This window comes from Vibrio sp. 1F253 (genome assembly GCF_041439295.1).
Lineage (GTDB): Bacteria > Pseudomonadota > Gammaproteobacteria > Enterobacterales > Vibrionaceae > Vibrio > Vibrio tasmaniensis_A.
The window spans coordinates 1-14,477 of sequence record NZ_JBGONU010000032.1; the positions used below are offsets into that span (position 1 = coordinate 1).

The 14,477-nt window shown below is 43.4% G+C and carries 11 protein-coding genes, 1 tRNA gene and 2 rRNA genes; 9 read left to right on the forward strand and 5 right to left on the reverse strand.

The genetic code is table 11. From position 1 onward, the window contains the following. The 5 genes from ACED28_RS15420 to ACED28_RS15440 all read left to right on the forward strand — a co-directional run. Positions 1–166, forward strand: a 23S ribosomal RNA gene (locus ACED28_RS15420); the annotation flags it as partial. Between the two features lie 131 nt (positions 167–297). Next, positions 298–413, forward strand: a 5S ribosomal RNA gene (rrf, locus tag ACED28_RS15425). A 67-nt stretch (positions 414–480) separates the two neighbouring features. Continuing rightward, positions 481–557 (forward strand) — tRNA-Asp (locus tag ACED28_RS15430). Between the two features lie 347 nt (positions 558–904). Beyond that, positions 905–1,744 carry a penicillin-insensitive murein endopeptidase gene (gene mepA, locus ACED28_RS15435; RefSeq protein WP_371710192.1) on the forward strand — a complete coding sequence of 280 codons (840 nt, stop codon included), beginning with the start codon at positions 905–907 and terminating at the stop codon, positions 1,742–1,744. Positions 1,745–2,022: 278 nt separating this feature from the next. Beyond that, positions 2,023–2,331 (forward strand): hypothetical protein, encoded by a 309-nt coding sequence (locus ACED28_RS15440; RefSeq protein ID WP_009848260.1) that lies wholly within the window; start codon positions 2,023–2,025, stop codon positions 2,329–2,331. Between the two features lie 42 nt (positions 2,332–2,373). Here ACED28_RS15440 and ACED28_RS15445 read toward each other — a convergent pair whose 3' ends face one another. The 3 genes from ACED28_RS15445 to rdgC all read right to left on the reverse strand — a co-directional run bounded on the left by ACED28_RS15445 (position 2,374) and on the right by rdgC (position 5,188). Continuing rightward, on the reverse strand, positions 2,374–2,628 hold the full coding sequence (locus ACED28_RS15445) for a YfhL family 4Fe-4S dicluster ferredoxin (protein ID WP_135383029.1): 255 nt from the start codon (positions 2,626–2,628) through the stop codon (positions 2,374–2,376). Between the two features lie 20 nt (positions 2,629–2,648). Beyond that, positions 2,649–4,067, reverse strand: a complete 1,419-nt coding sequence (gene yegQ, locus ACED28_RS15450; protein WP_065678437.1) for a tRNA 5-hydroxyuridine modification protein YegQ — start codon at positions 4,065–4,067, stop codon at positions 2,649–2,651. A 206-nt stretch (positions 4,068–4,273) separates the two neighbouring features. Next, positions 4,274–5,188, reverse strand: a complete 915-nt coding sequence (rdgC, locus tag ACED28_RS15455; protein WP_371710193.1) for a recombination-associated protein RdgC — start codon at positions 5,186–5,188, stop codon at positions 4,274–4,276. A gap of 193 nt (positions 5,189–5,381) precedes the next feature. Between rdgC and phoB the strand changes: the two genes are divergently transcribed. Genes phoB through ACED28_RS15470 form a run of 3 tightly spaced genes read left to right on the forward strand, consistent with a single transcriptional unit; the run spans position 5,382 to position 8,377 of the window. Next, on the forward strand, positions 5,382–6,071 hold the full coding sequence (phoB, locus tag ACED28_RS15460; RefSeq protein ID WP_004735064.1) for a phosphate regulon transcriptional regulator PhoB: 690 nt from the start codon (positions 5,382–5,384) through the stop codon (positions 6,069–6,071). 33 nt (positions 6,072–6,104) lie between these two features. Beyond that, positions 6,105–7,403: a phosphate regulon sensor histidine kinase PhoR gene (gene phoR / locus ACED28_RS15465; RefSeq protein WP_017106503.1), complete on the forward strand. Its 1,299-nt coding sequence runs from the start codon at positions 6,105–6,107 to the stop codon at positions 7,401–7,403. After that, positions 7,400–8,377 (forward strand): PstS family phosphate ABC transporter substrate-binding protein, encoded by a 978-nt coding sequence (locus ACED28_RS15470; RefSeq protein ID WP_371710194.1) that lies wholly within the window; start codon positions 7,400–7,402, stop codon positions 8,375–8,377. The genes phoR and ACED28_RS15470 overlap by 4 nt, the downstream gene beginning before the upstream one ends. 78 nt (positions 8,378–8,455) lie before the next feature. Here ACED28_RS15470 and ppx read toward each other — a convergent pair whose 3' ends face one another. Further along, the gene (ppx, locus tag ACED28_RS15475; RefSeq protein ID WP_371710195.1) at positions 8,456–9,967 is read right to left on the reverse strand and encodes an exopolyphosphatase; all 1,512 of its coding nucleotides are present in this window, start codon (positions 9,965–9,967) and stop codon (positions 8,456–8,458) included. Beyond that, on the reverse strand, positions 9,958–12,054 hold the full coding sequence (ppk1, locus tag ACED28_RS15480) for a polyphosphate kinase 1 (protein ID WP_371710196.1): 2,097 nt from the start codon (positions 12,052–12,054) through the stop codon (positions 9,958–9,960). The genes ppx and ppk1 overlap by 10 nt, the downstream gene beginning before the upstream one ends. A gap of 200 nt (positions 12,055–12,254) precedes the next feature. Between ppk1 and ACED28_RS15485 the strand changes: the two genes are divergently transcribed. Then, complete coding sequence (locus ACED28_RS15485; RefSeq protein WP_371710197.1) at positions 12,255–14,471, forward strand: ABC transporter permease subunit; 2,217 nt, start codon at positions 12,255–12,257, stop codon at positions 14,469–14,471. Positions 14,472–14,477: the final 6 nt, after the last annotated feature.

Here is a 14,477-nt window from a genome sequence, read left to right on the forward strand (position 1 = left end):
TAACCGCTGAAAGCATCTAAGCGGGAAGCGAGCCTTGAGATGAGTTTTCCCTGGCACTATAAGTGTCCTAAAGGGTTGTCGTAGACTACGACGTTGATAGGCAGGGTGTGTAAGTGCTGCGAGGCATTGAGCTAACCTGTACTAATTGCCCGTGAGGCTTAACCATACAACACCCAAGGGGTTTTGTGGACTCAAAGAAAGACCAGACCTTGAATGCGTTTGAAGAGACTTTTAAATCAGTTTTCCAGATTATTTTGCCTTTAGTTTTTTTAAAACTGAAAGTAAAAGCAAAATTTGCTTGGCGACCATAGCATTGTGGACCCACCTGATTCCATGCCGAACTCAGAAGTGAAACACAATAGCGCCGATGGTAGTGTGGGGCTTCCCCATGTGAGAGTAGGACATCGCCAGGCTTTAAATTAAATCTTTAGGTTGACCGACCTGGAGATATGGACGCTCACTTAGTGAGTTGACCACTGCGGAGTGGTAGTTCAGTTGGTTAGAATACCGGCCTGTCACGCCGGGGCTCGCGGGTTCGAGTCCCGTCCACTCCGCCACTTATTAGACAAAGCCCTAACAGAAATGTTAGGGCTTTTTCGTATCTAGTGTTTTGGTCTGCGACCAACGAGTCCCGGTGCCTGCAACCCCAGCCGTTCCGCCATTTATTAGAAAGCCTAGTCTTATGACTAGGCTTTCGTCGTTTCAGGGCTGTGAGTTTTTGTCTTCGACTACGATAATATCGCCACAGATTGAGAAGACTCGCTAGGGATAGTGAAGCTTTTTCACTTAAATATCTAAAGTCAGTAGATAACTCTCAAGCTATCCCAAAAATATCACTCTCGACATACACCAATTCCCTAATGACGACTAGTATAAAAACAGTGATCGTTTATTTGGAATTGTTATGAGGTTATTTTGTACATTGGCTCTTATCTTTTGTTCGTTTGTTGTATCAGCAACCTCGTGGGAAAAAGAGAAAAGCCCAACAAGAAATTCAACCTCATCCATAGGTAGTTACGCTAATGGTTGTCTTGACGGGGCGCAAGCTTTGCCAATTAATGGGCAAGGTTATCAGGTGATCCGCCCTCAGAGAGAGCGCTATTATGGCCATGCCGAGGCTATTCAGTTTATTGAAAGGTTAGGTGTCATTACAAGCGAACAACTCAACACTAACTTATTAGTTGGCGATATTTCGCTACCTAGAGGGGGACGTTTCTCATCTGGTCATTCAAGCCACCAGACTGGCTTGGATATTGATATATGGTTAAGGCTCACTGATGAGAGACTTTCCGAAAATGAACTCGCTGTTCCTAAGCCAATAAGCGTTGTCGACCTTACTAATTACAAACTGCGTAAATCAAATTGGACCGATGACCATTTTCAAGTTATTCGCTATGCAGCCAAAGATCAAAAAGTGGTACGTATCTTCGTCCATCCTGTTATTAAACAAACTCTTTGTGACCAAGAAAGCTCCGATGCCAATGAGAGAGCTTGGTTAGGAAAAATCAGGCCTTGGTGGGGGCATCATTCCCACTTCCACGTTCGTTTAAAGTGTCCTGATGACAGCTCAAACTGTATAGCTCAAGCAAGCCCTCCTAAAGGTGATGGCTGTGGAGATGAACTTGCCAGTTGGGCTCCGCAGACCATTCCAGTTCCTCCACCTAAAAAAGTAGCTAAAAGTAAGAAAAAAAAGAAAGTTAAAGTGATGCCGAGTCAGTGTTTGGCCTTGATATCCAATAAGTAATCGCATCTATCGAGGTTAATTACAGTGGTAACCCCACTGGTTTTCTCGACTCTAAAACTGGAGAAATATCACACTTTTGTCTAGAGTTTATAAACACGAGATTAAGAACATCGTTTGATATCAATAAAACCAATAACGATATCAGCAAGGGCGACGATGACGAATTTGACAAGGTTTGGTCAGGGATTGAGTGTTTTTTGGGGTGAAAGATGCGGCTTATACGCAGTATGCGAAATCAGAGTCTGATGCCCGTCGATAGATAATTCAAGGATAAGACTATGACTATGATTTGTGCAAAGGAATTTTCCGAATGGTTAAGACATAGGTTCAATGCTGAAAGCTCGGGTATTTCTATTTCAAGAGCTGATATCAATCAGCTAACTGGCAGACAACGTTTAGACCCTAGCTTCGTAAATGATGTTCACTATGAATTAATGCAGTATGGAATGGCATTTGTGACTGATACCAGTAGAGAAAACTTCTATCTTGTTCCGATAGCTCAATCAATAAACTGGCGTGAACGACTCGAATATCAATTTGAGAAAGAGATGTTCTGCAACATATATCCCATTGAAAAATCGGGTTAAAAAAAAGGTTCAACTTGATGATTAAGTTGAACCTTTTATCTTTTAGGTCAAGCCTTGAATAATGACAAACTTATCTAATAATTCGTCGTCAGTTTCAATATGGTTTGGGTCAGTGATTATGCATTTTGTAATGGGACACACTGACTGACATGTTGGCTTCTCATAGTGACCTTTACACTCAGTACATAAATCAGGATCGATTTCGAAGATACTGTCACCCATAGTGATTGCGCCATTTGGGCATTCTGGGTCACACATATCGCAGTTTATGCACTTGTCAGTTATTAGTAGAGCCATTTATCTTTCCAAAGTAACCGTTATTTACCTGAAGCGTTACGTGTATCTTGTCCTGCGCTCAAGTTACGCATTAACAAACCAAATTCTAGATCAAGATCAGCAGGTACAGGAATAAATACGAAGTGACCGTTACCTTTTGCGTCGTCTACCGCTTCAGATTTACGGTTTTCCATAACTTCTAGTTTGAAAACAATGTTACCTTTCGGTGTCATCATTTCTAGGCTGTCACCAACTAGGAATTTGTTTTTCACTTCTACTTCAGCTAGGTCGCCACGGCGTTTACCTGTGAATTCACCAACAAACTGTTGAGTATCAGAGATAGAATAACCGTATTCGTAGTTTTGGTATGAATCGTGAGTGTGACGACGTAGGAAGCCTTCAGTGTAGCCTCGGTGAGCTAGGCTCTCTAGCGTACCCATTAGACTCTCATCAAATGGCTTACCTGCAACAGCATCGTCGATAGCTTTACGATAAACCTGTGCTGTACGTGCACAGTAGTAGAAAGACTTAGTACGACCTTCGATTTTCAGAGAGTGAACGCCCATCTTAGTTAAACGCTCAACGTGTTGGATTGCGCGAAGATCTTTTGAGTTCATGATGTAAGTACCATGCTCATCTTCAAACGCTGCCATTTTCTCTTCTGGCTTGTGTGACTCAGAAAGCAACACGACTTCGTCTGTTGGCTTGCCAAGGCCTAGAGTGTTGTCTGGGCGTTCGTCTTGAACTTCAATACCTTGAGTTTCTACTTCTTGAATAGCAACACCTGTTGGGTTTGCTTCAACGATCTGACCATTTTCGTCTTCTTTCGCAGCTTCGGTCTTGTATTCCCAACGACAAGCGTTAGTACAAGTACCTTGGTTTGGATCGCGTTTGTTCATGTAGCCAGAAAGTAGGCAACGACCAGAGTAAGCCATGCATAGAGCACCGTGAACAAAGATTTCTAGCTCTGTTTCTGGGCAGTGCTCGCGAATCTCTTCGATTTCTTCAAGAGATAGCTCACGAGATAGGATCACACGCTCAACGCCTTGAGTTGACCAGAACTTAACGGTCGCCCAGTTTACTGCATTTGCTTGAACTGAAAGGTGTATTGGCATTTCAGGGAATGCTTCACGTACCATCATGATAAGACCTGGGTCTGACATGATAAGTGCGTCTGGGCCCATCTCAACAACTGGCTTAAGGTCGCGAATAAATGTTTTTAATTTAGAGTTGTGTGGCTGAATGTTACATACAACATATAACTTTTTGCCTTGAGCATGAGCTTCATCGATACCGATTTGTAGGTTTTCGTGATTGAACTCGTTGTTACGAACACGAAGGCTGTAACGTGGCTGGCCTGCGTATACTGCATCTGCGCCATAGGCGAATGCGTAACGCATGTTTTTAAGGCTTCCTGCCGGTGATAATAGTTCAGGTACAAATGGTTTCTGTGTCGTCATTGCTTCGTTCTCTAATCTGATCTCAAGTCAGGTTGATACCACCAAGTGATATCAAAGGGGCGCAAATTTTACGCTAAAATGAGTTTGGTTGATAGCCCTAAAGATAACAATGGTATTAAGAAGCGAGTTGATAGGTATTGATAAGCGAGAGTAGGAAAGAAAATAAGCTCAGATATCGTCGACACCTGAGCTTCAACTCTGAACAATTAAGCGTTAGGTTGAGTTAACCCGCCTAATGATTCAAATAGGTTTGGTAGGAAAACACTGAACTCACCACAAAGTAGAGAGAAGTCTGCATCAAAACGTGCAGCTTGATCTTCACGAGGAATATCGTCGTTCTCATCTTTTAGTTCATCACTGAATTTTAGACGCTTGATGCTGCCATCTTCAGCAAGAATGAACTCAATGCGATCTTGCCAGTTGATCAGAAGCTTAGTCACAACTTTGTTGGCTTCAATGTGGTTCTTAATCTCATCAGCTTCTAGTTCTTGTTTCTTAACTCGAACAATACCGCCGTCTTCTTGGATTGATTTAAGCTCAGCTTCATCAAGCATAGTGATACCTTTAGGCGTATCACCTGACTTAACCCACTCAGTTAACGTTGTTTCAATTGCTTGCTCTGGAATAGCTGGCACTACTGGCAAGCTACCCATTGTTTTACGTAGTAATGCTAGTACGTCTTCTGCTTTTTTGTAGCTGCTAGCATCAACAACAATAAAGCCTTCTTTAGGCATGATCAGTGCGTAAGTGAAGTTACTGCGGCTGAAAGCGCGAGGAAGAAGATCGATGATGATGTCTTCTTTTAGGCTGTCTTTCTCTTTCTTTTTCAGAGGAGTACCAGACTCCGCTTCAAGCGTTTCTACTTTTGCATTCAATGAATCTTTGATCACAGAAGCTGGAAGCATTTTCTCTTCTTTCTTCGCACAGATGAGAATGCGGTTTTCTGATACGTGCGTCATCATATCGCCGTGTCTACCCATCGCATTTACCCAACCAAACTTCTGTTTGTCTTGGCTACCACAAGGGGTAAAACGGAACTCTTCAAGTTGTTTCTTTAGCTGATCTGCGTTGAAGTCTATATCACGATTAAAGCGATAGACGAGGCAATTCTTAAACCACATAAATATTTCTCATACCTTTATCTGAAGACGCTCATCATAGGAGATTTCGATCCATTTGTCTTATACCTGCAATAAAAATTAAAAGTGAAATGTTTGAGACAGTTATATGAAAATTTGTTTTCAAAGGTCACAAAAGTGTCATAATTAAACCAGATAATGCAATGCGTTGATTAAATACTAAGGCTATTCAATTATGTCGAGAAGGATTCTGGTCGTTGAAGATGAAGCACCTATTCGTGAGATGCTGTGTTTTGTACTTGAACAAAAAGGCTACCAAGCAGTAGAGGCTGAAGATTACGATACAGCGGTAAACAAGCTATGTGAACCTTTCCCAGATCTAGTATTACTAGATTGGATGCTACCTGGTGGTAGCGGGATAAACTTTATCAAGCACATGAAGCGTGAAGAGTTAACTCGCAACATCCCAGTGGTGATGCTGACGGCTCGTGGCGAAGAAGAAGATAAGGTGCGTGGTTTAGAAGTGGGCGCTGATGATTACATCACCAAGCCATTTTCACCAAAAGAGCTCGTTGCTCGCCTGAAAGCGGTTATCCGCCGTGTAACGCCTACTGCACTAGAAGATGTGATTGATGTACAAGGTCTTAAGCTAGACCCTGTATCTCACCGCGTGACAGCAAGCGAAGGCCCAGTTGATATGGGGCCAACCGAGTTCAAAATGCTGCATTTCTTTATGACTCACCAAGAGCGAGTATACAGCCGAGAGCAACTGCTCAATAACGTTTGGGGTACCAACGTTTACGTTGAAGATCGTACGGTTGATGTTCATATTCGACGTTTACGCAAAGCACTTGAATCTGCTGGTCATGACAAATTAATTCAAACGGTTCGCGGCGCAGGCTACCGTTTTTCTACAAAGGCTTAATGTGGCTTCACTGCCCAGTTTATGGAGTCCTGAATGGTTGAGAAGTTAACCTGGAAGAAGCTAGCTTGGGAGCTGGCTTTTTTTTACGCACCTTGGATTATAGTCGGATGGATATTCGGTTATTTACCTTGGTTATTGCTGGCTGCAACAGTATTACAGTTAGCATGGCATCTACACTATCAAATGCGTTTGTCTGCTTGGTTGTGGGATGAAAAGCGGTTAACACCCCCTTCAGGTTCTGGAAACTGGGAGTCTCTGTTTAATGGTATCTATCGTATGCAGCAGAGACAGCGTCGTAAGCGCAAAGAATTGACCAACCTTATCCGCCGTTTCAGAAACGGTGCTGAATCCCTTCCCGATGCCGTTGTGGTGTTTCGCGGTGAAGGCAATATTGTTTGGTGCAACAAGCTTGCTCAGTATTTACTAGGTTTTCGCTGGCCAGACGATTCAGGCCAACCCATCTCTAACTTGATCCGCACGCCGGACTTCATCAAGTACCTTAATAAACAAGATTTCTCAGAGCCGTTAGAGATGCCTTCGCCACTTAATGTGGAGCGCATGCTTGAGCTTCGTATCGTACCGTATACCGAGGGCGAACACCTCATGGTAGTACGTGATGTTACTCAGCTAAAACAGCTAGAAGGCATGCGTCGTAACTTTTTCGCTAACGTTTCTCACGAGCTACGCACTCCAATGACCGTACTTCAGGGCTATCTTGAAATGACGGAAGATCCAGACATGGTCGTTGGACCTATGTGGCCTAAGGCTCATGGTGTTATGACTGAGCAGTTAAATCGTATGAACAGTTTGGTCAATCAGCTTCTTACTCTTTCTAAGATAGAAGCGGCGCCAATGCATGAATTGGATGAAGTGGTTAACGTTCCGGCGATGTTGGAAGTTCTTGAAAAAGAAGCCGCTAGTCTCAGTGGAGAGCGAGAGCACAAGCTGGAATTTGATATTGATAAGAGCTTACGCGTATTAGCTGATGAAGATCAGTTAAGAAGTGCGATATCGAATCTAGTTTACAATGCAGTGAAATACACGCCGCCTGGTGCAACCGTAAAGGTTCGTTGGTATCAAACCAGTCAAGGCGCGTGTTTGGATGTGTCAGACACTGGAGACGGTATCGAACCACAACACTTGCATCGACTTACCGAGCGTTTCTATCGTGTTGATAAAGCACGCTCACGTGATACTGGGGGCAGTGGCCTAGGATTAGCGATTGTGAAACATGCGTTGAGTCACCATGATTCACATTTAGAAATTCAAAGTGAAGTGGGTGTTGGTAGCCGATTCCATTTCACGCTTCCTAGCCGATTGACAGTGTCATGAGTTCTTTAATACGCAGGATGCGTTTCCCCATCAGTTCATTATTAGCATTAGCTTTGGTTACCCCTGTTCATGCCGAACAAGGTGTCGATTCTCTTCCTGATTATTCTAAGGTTCCGGGTATTTCTGGCAGCTTGTTGTCTGTCGGTTCCGATACCTTAGCGGGAATGACTACGTTATGGGTTGAAGAGTTTAAGTCTTACTACCCGAACGTGAATGCTCAAGTTCAGGCTTCTGGTTCATCCACTGCACCTCCTGCATTAACGGAAGGTACTGCTCACCTTGGGCCGATGAGTCGTCCAATGCGCCTACGAGAAGTGGAAGCGTTCGAAAGGGAGCATGGCTATAAGCCGACGGCGCTTCGAGTTGCTATCGATGCGATTGGTCTTTTTGTGCATCGTGATAATCCTATCGAAGGGCTTAATTTTCGCGAAATTGACAGCATATTTTCAGAGACATTGCGCTGTGGCGCGACTAAGCCGCTAAACAATTGGCAAGATTTAGGTATCAACCAGCCGTGGGCAAAACATAGATTCCAACTGTTCGGTCGTAATTCCGTTTCGGGAACCTACGGCTACTTTAAACAAAACGCATTATGTAGTGGCGACTTCAAGAACCGAGTCAATGAACAGCCAGGATCTGCGTCGGTTGTACAGTCGGTCGCTTCATCAATCAGCGGGATAGGGTACTCAGGTATTGGTTATCGAGTGGCTGGTGTTAAGTTAATTCCTATTGCTGAGCATGGTTCTGATTACGTAGAGCCTACTCGAGCGAATATTTTAAGCGGAGATTACCCTCTATCGCGCTTTCTCTATGTATATGTGAATAAACACCCAGATAAACCGCTTTCTCCTGTAGAGAGAGAGTTCCTCACTTTTGTATTCTCGAAGCAAGGGCAAGAACTGGTAGAGAAAGATGGCTATTTAGCGATACCGCCTGAGTTCGCAGAGCAAGAGTTGGCAAAAGTCGGGCTCTGATTGAGGCTAACACAAACTTAGAAAACAAACGTATGAACAGCTTGCTAAGTCGCAGGCTGTTTTTATTTTGACTGGTCGTTATTCTATCTTTAACGACCATCCAGCATTTTGCCAACGTTGTTGTTCTTCTTTGAGTTCATATTCAAGCAGTTGGTTTTGGGCCAACCAATCGCTGTTAGATCCTTTCAATCCCCAGTTATCCTCTTGTTCAATCGTTAGAGTCGTGTCTGGGACTAGTGCTTGATTTCTCTGACGATTGAGTAAGATAGCGAGTCTTAATATGCGAATTAGTAGCGTTATTTGTTGTGGAGAAAATAGAGACAGTTCCGGCAAGTCTTGCCGCTTAATCGCTTTTCTTTGGTGGCGAACCAATGTCGAGATAAGACGTTGTTGCTCAGTATTGAAACCGGGCATTGTCGTGTGCTTAAGCAGATAAGCCGAATGGCGGTGATAGCCTTGGAATGCGATGCTTTGTCCTACCTCATGAAGTAGTGCAGCCCAACCAACTAGATCATACAGTTCATTAGTGACCATAGTCGTTACTTGAGGCTGCACTTGTTTCAGTAATGCAAGGGCGAGTTCTTTGACTTTCTGGCCATGAGCTACGTCAACATGGTATCGAGAGACGAGCGTTTCGGCGGTTCTTGTTCGAACATCAATATCTTTAAATCTATCCTCCATGTCATAAAGAACGCCTTCTCTCAGGGCGCCATCAGAAAAATGTAACTCCTTTGTTCCTAGCGTATCCATAGCTGCTGAAAGAATGATGACGCCAGCAGCAAACACCGGCTTTCTCTCATCACTTAAATCTGAAAGGTCTAAGGTTTTGGATGATGAAAACTCACATAAGTGATTTTTCAAATAGGACAGACGTTGTGGCGTAATGAGACCATCGGTAAACCCTAAGCCAATGAGTACCTCTTTTATTGATTTAGCCGTCCCTGATGAGCCAAAGGCGATTTCCCAAGGGGCCTTTGTGTATTCTTCAATCAATGGTATCAATAGGCGAGTAGCTGCGGTATAGGCATCTGAGAAGTGTTGTGAGGTTAGCTCTCCGTCAGCAAAGAAACGTTGAGTGAAGCTGACGCATCCCATAGGTAAACTGCGCATAATTAGGGGAGTAAAGCCTTGCCCAGAGACGAGCTCCGTACTCCCTCCACCGATATCAATAACCAATTTAGATTCAGAAGCGGTTTGAGTGTGTTCTACACCGTTATAGATTATTCGAGCTTCTTCTTGACCGGAAATGATCTCTATTGGAAAAGGAAACAGTGGTTTGGCTTGCTCTAAGAAGTCTTGAGCGTTTTTGGCTTTTCTTAGGGTATGAGTCGCAACAACTCTGACATCATCAAGTTCAAAATCAGCTAGTCGCTCTGCGAACACCTTGAGGCATTCTAGGCCCCGCTCGATAGCGCTTTCGGATAGGAAGTTACGTTCATCCAATCCATCACCTAATCTCACTTTCTGTTTGTGTCTGCTGACTAATTGCAGGTGTTGTTCGAATACTCGGGCAACCACCATATGAAAGCTGTTCGAACCCAAGTCGATAGCGGCAATACATCGAGAATGTTTGTTATCAATTAGCGGCATGATTTCTTCTCTTGTTTGTACTTCTTGCGAGCAAGTTTCTCCATACGTTTAATATAGTGGTAAGTGGAGAGTTGTGACGTCGGGTAATCGAGTGGGTTTGTTGGAGCTTGTATGTAAGGGTTGCTCATCGATTGCTCTAGCACTCGGGCTTTGTTGCTGTCATCGAAATGAAACTCGGTGATATCGATAATGGTTTGCTTGATCTTTGGATCTAAAATTGGGGCTGCAACTTCGATCCTATGATCGAAGTTTCGTGTCATCCAGTCGGCAGAGGAGATATAGACTTTTGGATTACCAGCGTTACCAAAGATCATCACTCTTGGGTGTTCGAGAAAACGATCGACCACACTAACAATCTCAATCTGCTCACTTATATTGGAGACTCCCGGTACGAGAGAGCACATTCCACGAATGACCATTCTCACTTTTACATTGGCTTGGCTGGCCTGATAGAGCTTCTCAATGATCTCTCGGTCGACCAAATTGTTGAGTTTTAGAGTGATGCTTGCAGGCTTATTCTCCATCGCGTTTTGTATTTCATTATCTATCAATTGATACAGACGTTTTCTTGTATTCTTTGGTGACACAATCAGTTGTTTGAACTGTGATTTTTGATAAGGGTTTTCAATATACTTAAAGACTTGTCTCACCTCTTGGGTCAAATCTTCATTCGCAGTGAGCAGAGAGAAATCGGTATACACGCGCGCTGTTACTTCATGAAAGTTACCGGTGCCAATATGAGCGTAATGCGCCGTATGCTTTCCTTCTTTCCGTTTAATGAGCAGCAGCTTAGAGTGAATTTTCAAACTTGGGATACCATGGATGACTTTGATACCGGCTTCTTGAAGTTTCTTTGTCCACTGAATATTGGCTTGTTCATCAAAGCGAGCTTGAAGCTCAACGACGACAGTTACTTTCTTACCATTGTGCGCCGCATCGATGATCGAGCTAAGGAGCTTTGAACCTTCTGCAACACGGTAAACGTTTATTTTTATGGAAGTTACCTTCGGGTCAAAGGAAGCCTGCCTCACGAGTTCAGTAATGTGATTAAAGGTGTGATAAGGGTAATGCAACAAGATGTCACGAGCTTTGATCGCTTCGAAATAGTTTGGGTAATGACTGAAATGCGCGCACTTAATCGCGGGTAGTGGACGATTAACTAAATCACGTCGATTAAGGCGTGGGAACTCAGAGAAGTGTTTGAAGTTATGGTAGCGACCACCCGCAATGACACTGTCATAGTCAGATAGTTTAAGTCTGACTTGTAAGAAATTGAGCATTTCAGCGGGCATTTCTGACTCATAGATAAGGCGTATCGGTAGTGCCGTCAAACGCTGTTCTAAACCCAACGACATAGATTCTAGTAGAGTATTTTCATTGCTCTCTTGAAGGTCATAATCGGCATCACGAGTCATTTTTATAGCAAAGCAACGCACGGAGTCATACTCAAAGAATCCTTTAAGCAAGTCATCTAAACAAAATCGAACTATATTATCTAATAAGATCAAAGTCGTACGCTGTGAACCCGAAGTGTCTGGTAACTTAACAAATCGAGGGAGAGCTTCAGATGGGATTTCGAGTAAGACATATTGAGAAGATGTCTCTTGCTCAATGTCGATCGCCAAGTAGCTTTGTTCATCTTTGATAATATTGAGTAACTGGCTATCTTCGTTCAAGAGAAACGGAGTTAAATGTGGAAGCACTTTTTTCTTAAAATACTTTTTGATCCACTCACTTTGCTCTTCGCTGATTTGCTGTTCGTTGATCAGAAAAATACGATTGCGCGCCAGTTCCAATAGTAATTCACTATACAATTCATGGAATTGAGCATCGAGCTTACTTGCTTGGCTCTGCATTTGAGTTAGCAGGGTTTTCTGCGAGTTGGCAGGTAATTGAGGATCTTGAAGTAAGATCTTTCGTTTCACATCAGCAAATCGGACTTTGTAAAACTCATCGAGGTTTTTCGAGTAAATACCTAAAAAACGAACTCTTTCGATTAAGGGAACTGACTTGTCGGCCGCTTCTTGGAGTACTCTTTCGTTGAAGGATAACCAGCTAAGTTCTTTTGTGGCATAGTCTTTTTCCATCGAGATGATAATCCTTGAGTGCTGGCTATAGAGCTAATTACTTTAATTTAGAATGACAAAATTCACAAAATCTATGATCTTACTTTAAGAAATATGGTCAACAAACTTGTTATTAGTTTCAGTTGTTTAACGTAACTTGTAATATAATTGTCATCTAACGTACATATTATGTCAGTAGCTAAAAAAAGGTAGATAAACAGATGGCTTCAGCCCAATTTTCATTGAAAGAGCGCGACAAAAAAAGATGGTTGAAAGATCGTCTCGTCCGTTTTTCGGTGACATGTGGCGCGGTCAGTGTTCTAGCTGCTCTGGTGCTGATCTTTGTTTACTTGGCGATGGTCATTTTACCGGTATTTTCTGATACTGGTTTAGAGACAGACCAAGCCGTGAAGACCGTAGCCATAGAAAAGCCTATCGCCTTATCCGTGGATGAATACGGTCAGCATGCGTTTACTATCGAAAAATCCGGTTTGGTTCAGTTTTGGGATTTAGAGTCTCAAAATACACATTCTTACTTTGAGCGTAATGTTTTAGCTAACCCCATCGCTTTTTCTCGAAATACCCCATCTGAAAACTGGTTTGCCTTTGCTGATAGCGCAAGCAACCTTACTTTTTTCTACCCTGAGTATAGTGCGCCTGTGCTGCAAAAGGGCAGTGAAGCCGATCCTAAAATTGAGCAAATCGATCTCCCTGAACCATTTTTAAATGATGAATCGTCAAATGGGACGACAATCGAAAAATTCGCGTTCTCTAAGAATGGGCGTGGTATCACGGTTGCCGCTCAGCTAAGTGACCAACGAGTCTTAGTAAAGTGGTACCAAAATGACGTTACGGGTCAGTATGTTTTTCAGAAGAGCCAGTGGCTATCGGATAAGTTGGGCTTGCAGCAACAGTTGTTAGTCACACCTGATGGCCAAACCTTATATCTCCGAGCTCAATCGGATTTAGTGGTTTTGAAGCTATCAGATAGCGGCTTCAATGTTCGTGAAGTGGTTGATCTTAGCTTGAATGATGCGAAGCATTCGGTGAAAAGTATCGATTTACTGTCTGGAGCTTATTCACTGTTGGCTACGCATGAGGACGGACAGGTTTCTCAGTGGTTCGATGTACTCAAAGATGAAAAGCGTAGCCTGACCCATATTCGCGACTTCCAACTCGCCGAAGAGGTTCAGTTTATTCTGCCAGATACTTATAGAAAGGGTTTTTATAGTTTCTATCAGAATGGCACATTACAAAGCCACTATACGACCAGTGAAAAGCTGTCGCTGTTTGAGCGCGCATTTGATAAGTCACCACAATTAGCGGCTATGTCTGCTAACGAACTGCATTTGGCGACGCTGATTGATGGCACCATCAGCGTGGCTAAAGTTGATAACGAATATCCGCAAATATCATTCTCATCGCTTTGGCAAAAAGTCTGGTACGAAAGCTATCCTGAGCCACAATACGTTTGGCAATCAACGTCGGCGAACGATGACTTTGAAGAAAAATTCAGTTTAGTCCCTATCACATTCGGTACTATCAAAGCCGCTTTGTTTGCGATGATGTTTGCCGTGCCGGTTGCTGTGCTCGGAGCCATTTACACCGCATACTTCATGTCTCCACGAATGCGAAGAGTCGTGAAGCCGTCGATAGAACTGATGGAAGCTCTTCCGACCGTTATCATCGGATTCTTGGCTGGGCTTTGGTTTGCTCCCATTGTTGAAACGCATTTAACGGCCGTCTTCTCGTTAATGGTGCTATTACCACTGAGCACGCTACTGACTGGGCTTGTTTGGTTCTGTTTGCCAAAAATGGTGACGAGCCGTTTTACTAATGGTTGGCATGCTCTGATATTGATCCCGGTATTGGTGATTACTGTGATGGCAGTCTTTGCTGGTGAAAATGGTATGGAAGCCTTGTTGTTTGGTGGTGATATTCGTACTTTCTTAGCTAACTATGGCATCGACTTTGACCAACGTAATGCGTTGGTGGTTGGCTTCGCTATGGGCTTCGCTGTGATCCCGACAATTTTCACGATTGCAGAAGACGCTATTTTCTCTGTGCCAAAACATTTATCCGATGGCTCACTGGCTTTGGGAGCGACGGCGTGGCAGACCCTTATTTATGTGGTGTTATTGACGGCTAGCCCTGGTATCTTTTCTGCAATCATGATGGGGCTAGGACGAGCGGTTGGCGAGACTATGATTGTCTTGATGGCGACAGGTAACACCCCAATTCTTGACTGGAATATTTTGGAAGGGATGAGGACATTATCGGCAACGATTGCTGTTGAATTACCAGAATCTGAGGTGGGCGGTTCTCATTTCCGCTTGTTGTTCTTAGCGGCACTCTTACTGTTTATTTTTACATTCGCGGTGAACTCTGTCGCAGAGTGGGTTAGACAAAGACTGAGAGATAAATATCGTGCGCTTTAGTTTTAA

Coding starts and splice junctions, on each gene's coding strand:
- mepA (WP_371710192.1), top strand. CDS start 905: ATGAGGTTATTTTGTACATTGGCTCTTATCTTTTGTTCGTTTGTTGTA.
- ACED28_RS15440 (WP_009848260.1), top strand. CDS start 2,023: ATGACTATGATTTGTGCAAAGGAATTTTCCGAATGGTTAAGACATAGG.
- ACED28_RS15445 (WP_135383029.1), bottom strand. CDS start 2,628: ATGGCTCTACTAATAACTGACAAGTGCATAAACTGCGATATGTGTGAC.
- yegQ (WP_065678437.1), bottom strand. CDS start 4,067: ATGACGACACAGAAACCATTTGTACCTGAACTATTATCACCGGCAGGA.
- rdgC (WP_371710193.1), bottom strand. CDS start 5,188: ATGTGGTTTAAGAATTGCCTCGTCTATCGCTTTAATCGTGATATAGAC.
- phoB (WP_004735064.1), top strand. CDS start 5,382: ATGTCGAGAAGGATTCTGGTCGTTGAAGATGAAGCACCTATTCGTGAG.
- phoR (WP_017106503.1), top strand. CDS start 6,105: ATGGTTGAGAAGTTAACCTGGAAGAAGCTAGCTTGGGAGCTGGCTTTT.
- ACED28_RS15470 (WP_371710194.1), top strand. CDS start 7,400: ATGAGTTCTTTAATACGCAGGATGCGTTTCCCCATCAGTTCATTATTA.
- ppx (WP_371710195.1), bottom strand. CDS start 9,967: ATGCCGCTAATTGATAACAAACATTCTCGATGTATTGCCGCTATCGAC.
- ppk1 (WP_371710196.1), bottom strand. CDS start 12,054: ATGGAAAAAGACTATGCCACAAAAGAACTTAGCTGGTTATCCTTCAAC.
- ACED28_RS15485 (WP_371710197.1), top strand. CDS start 12,255: ATGGCTTCAGCCCAATTTTCATTGAAAGAGCGCGACAAAAAAAGATGG.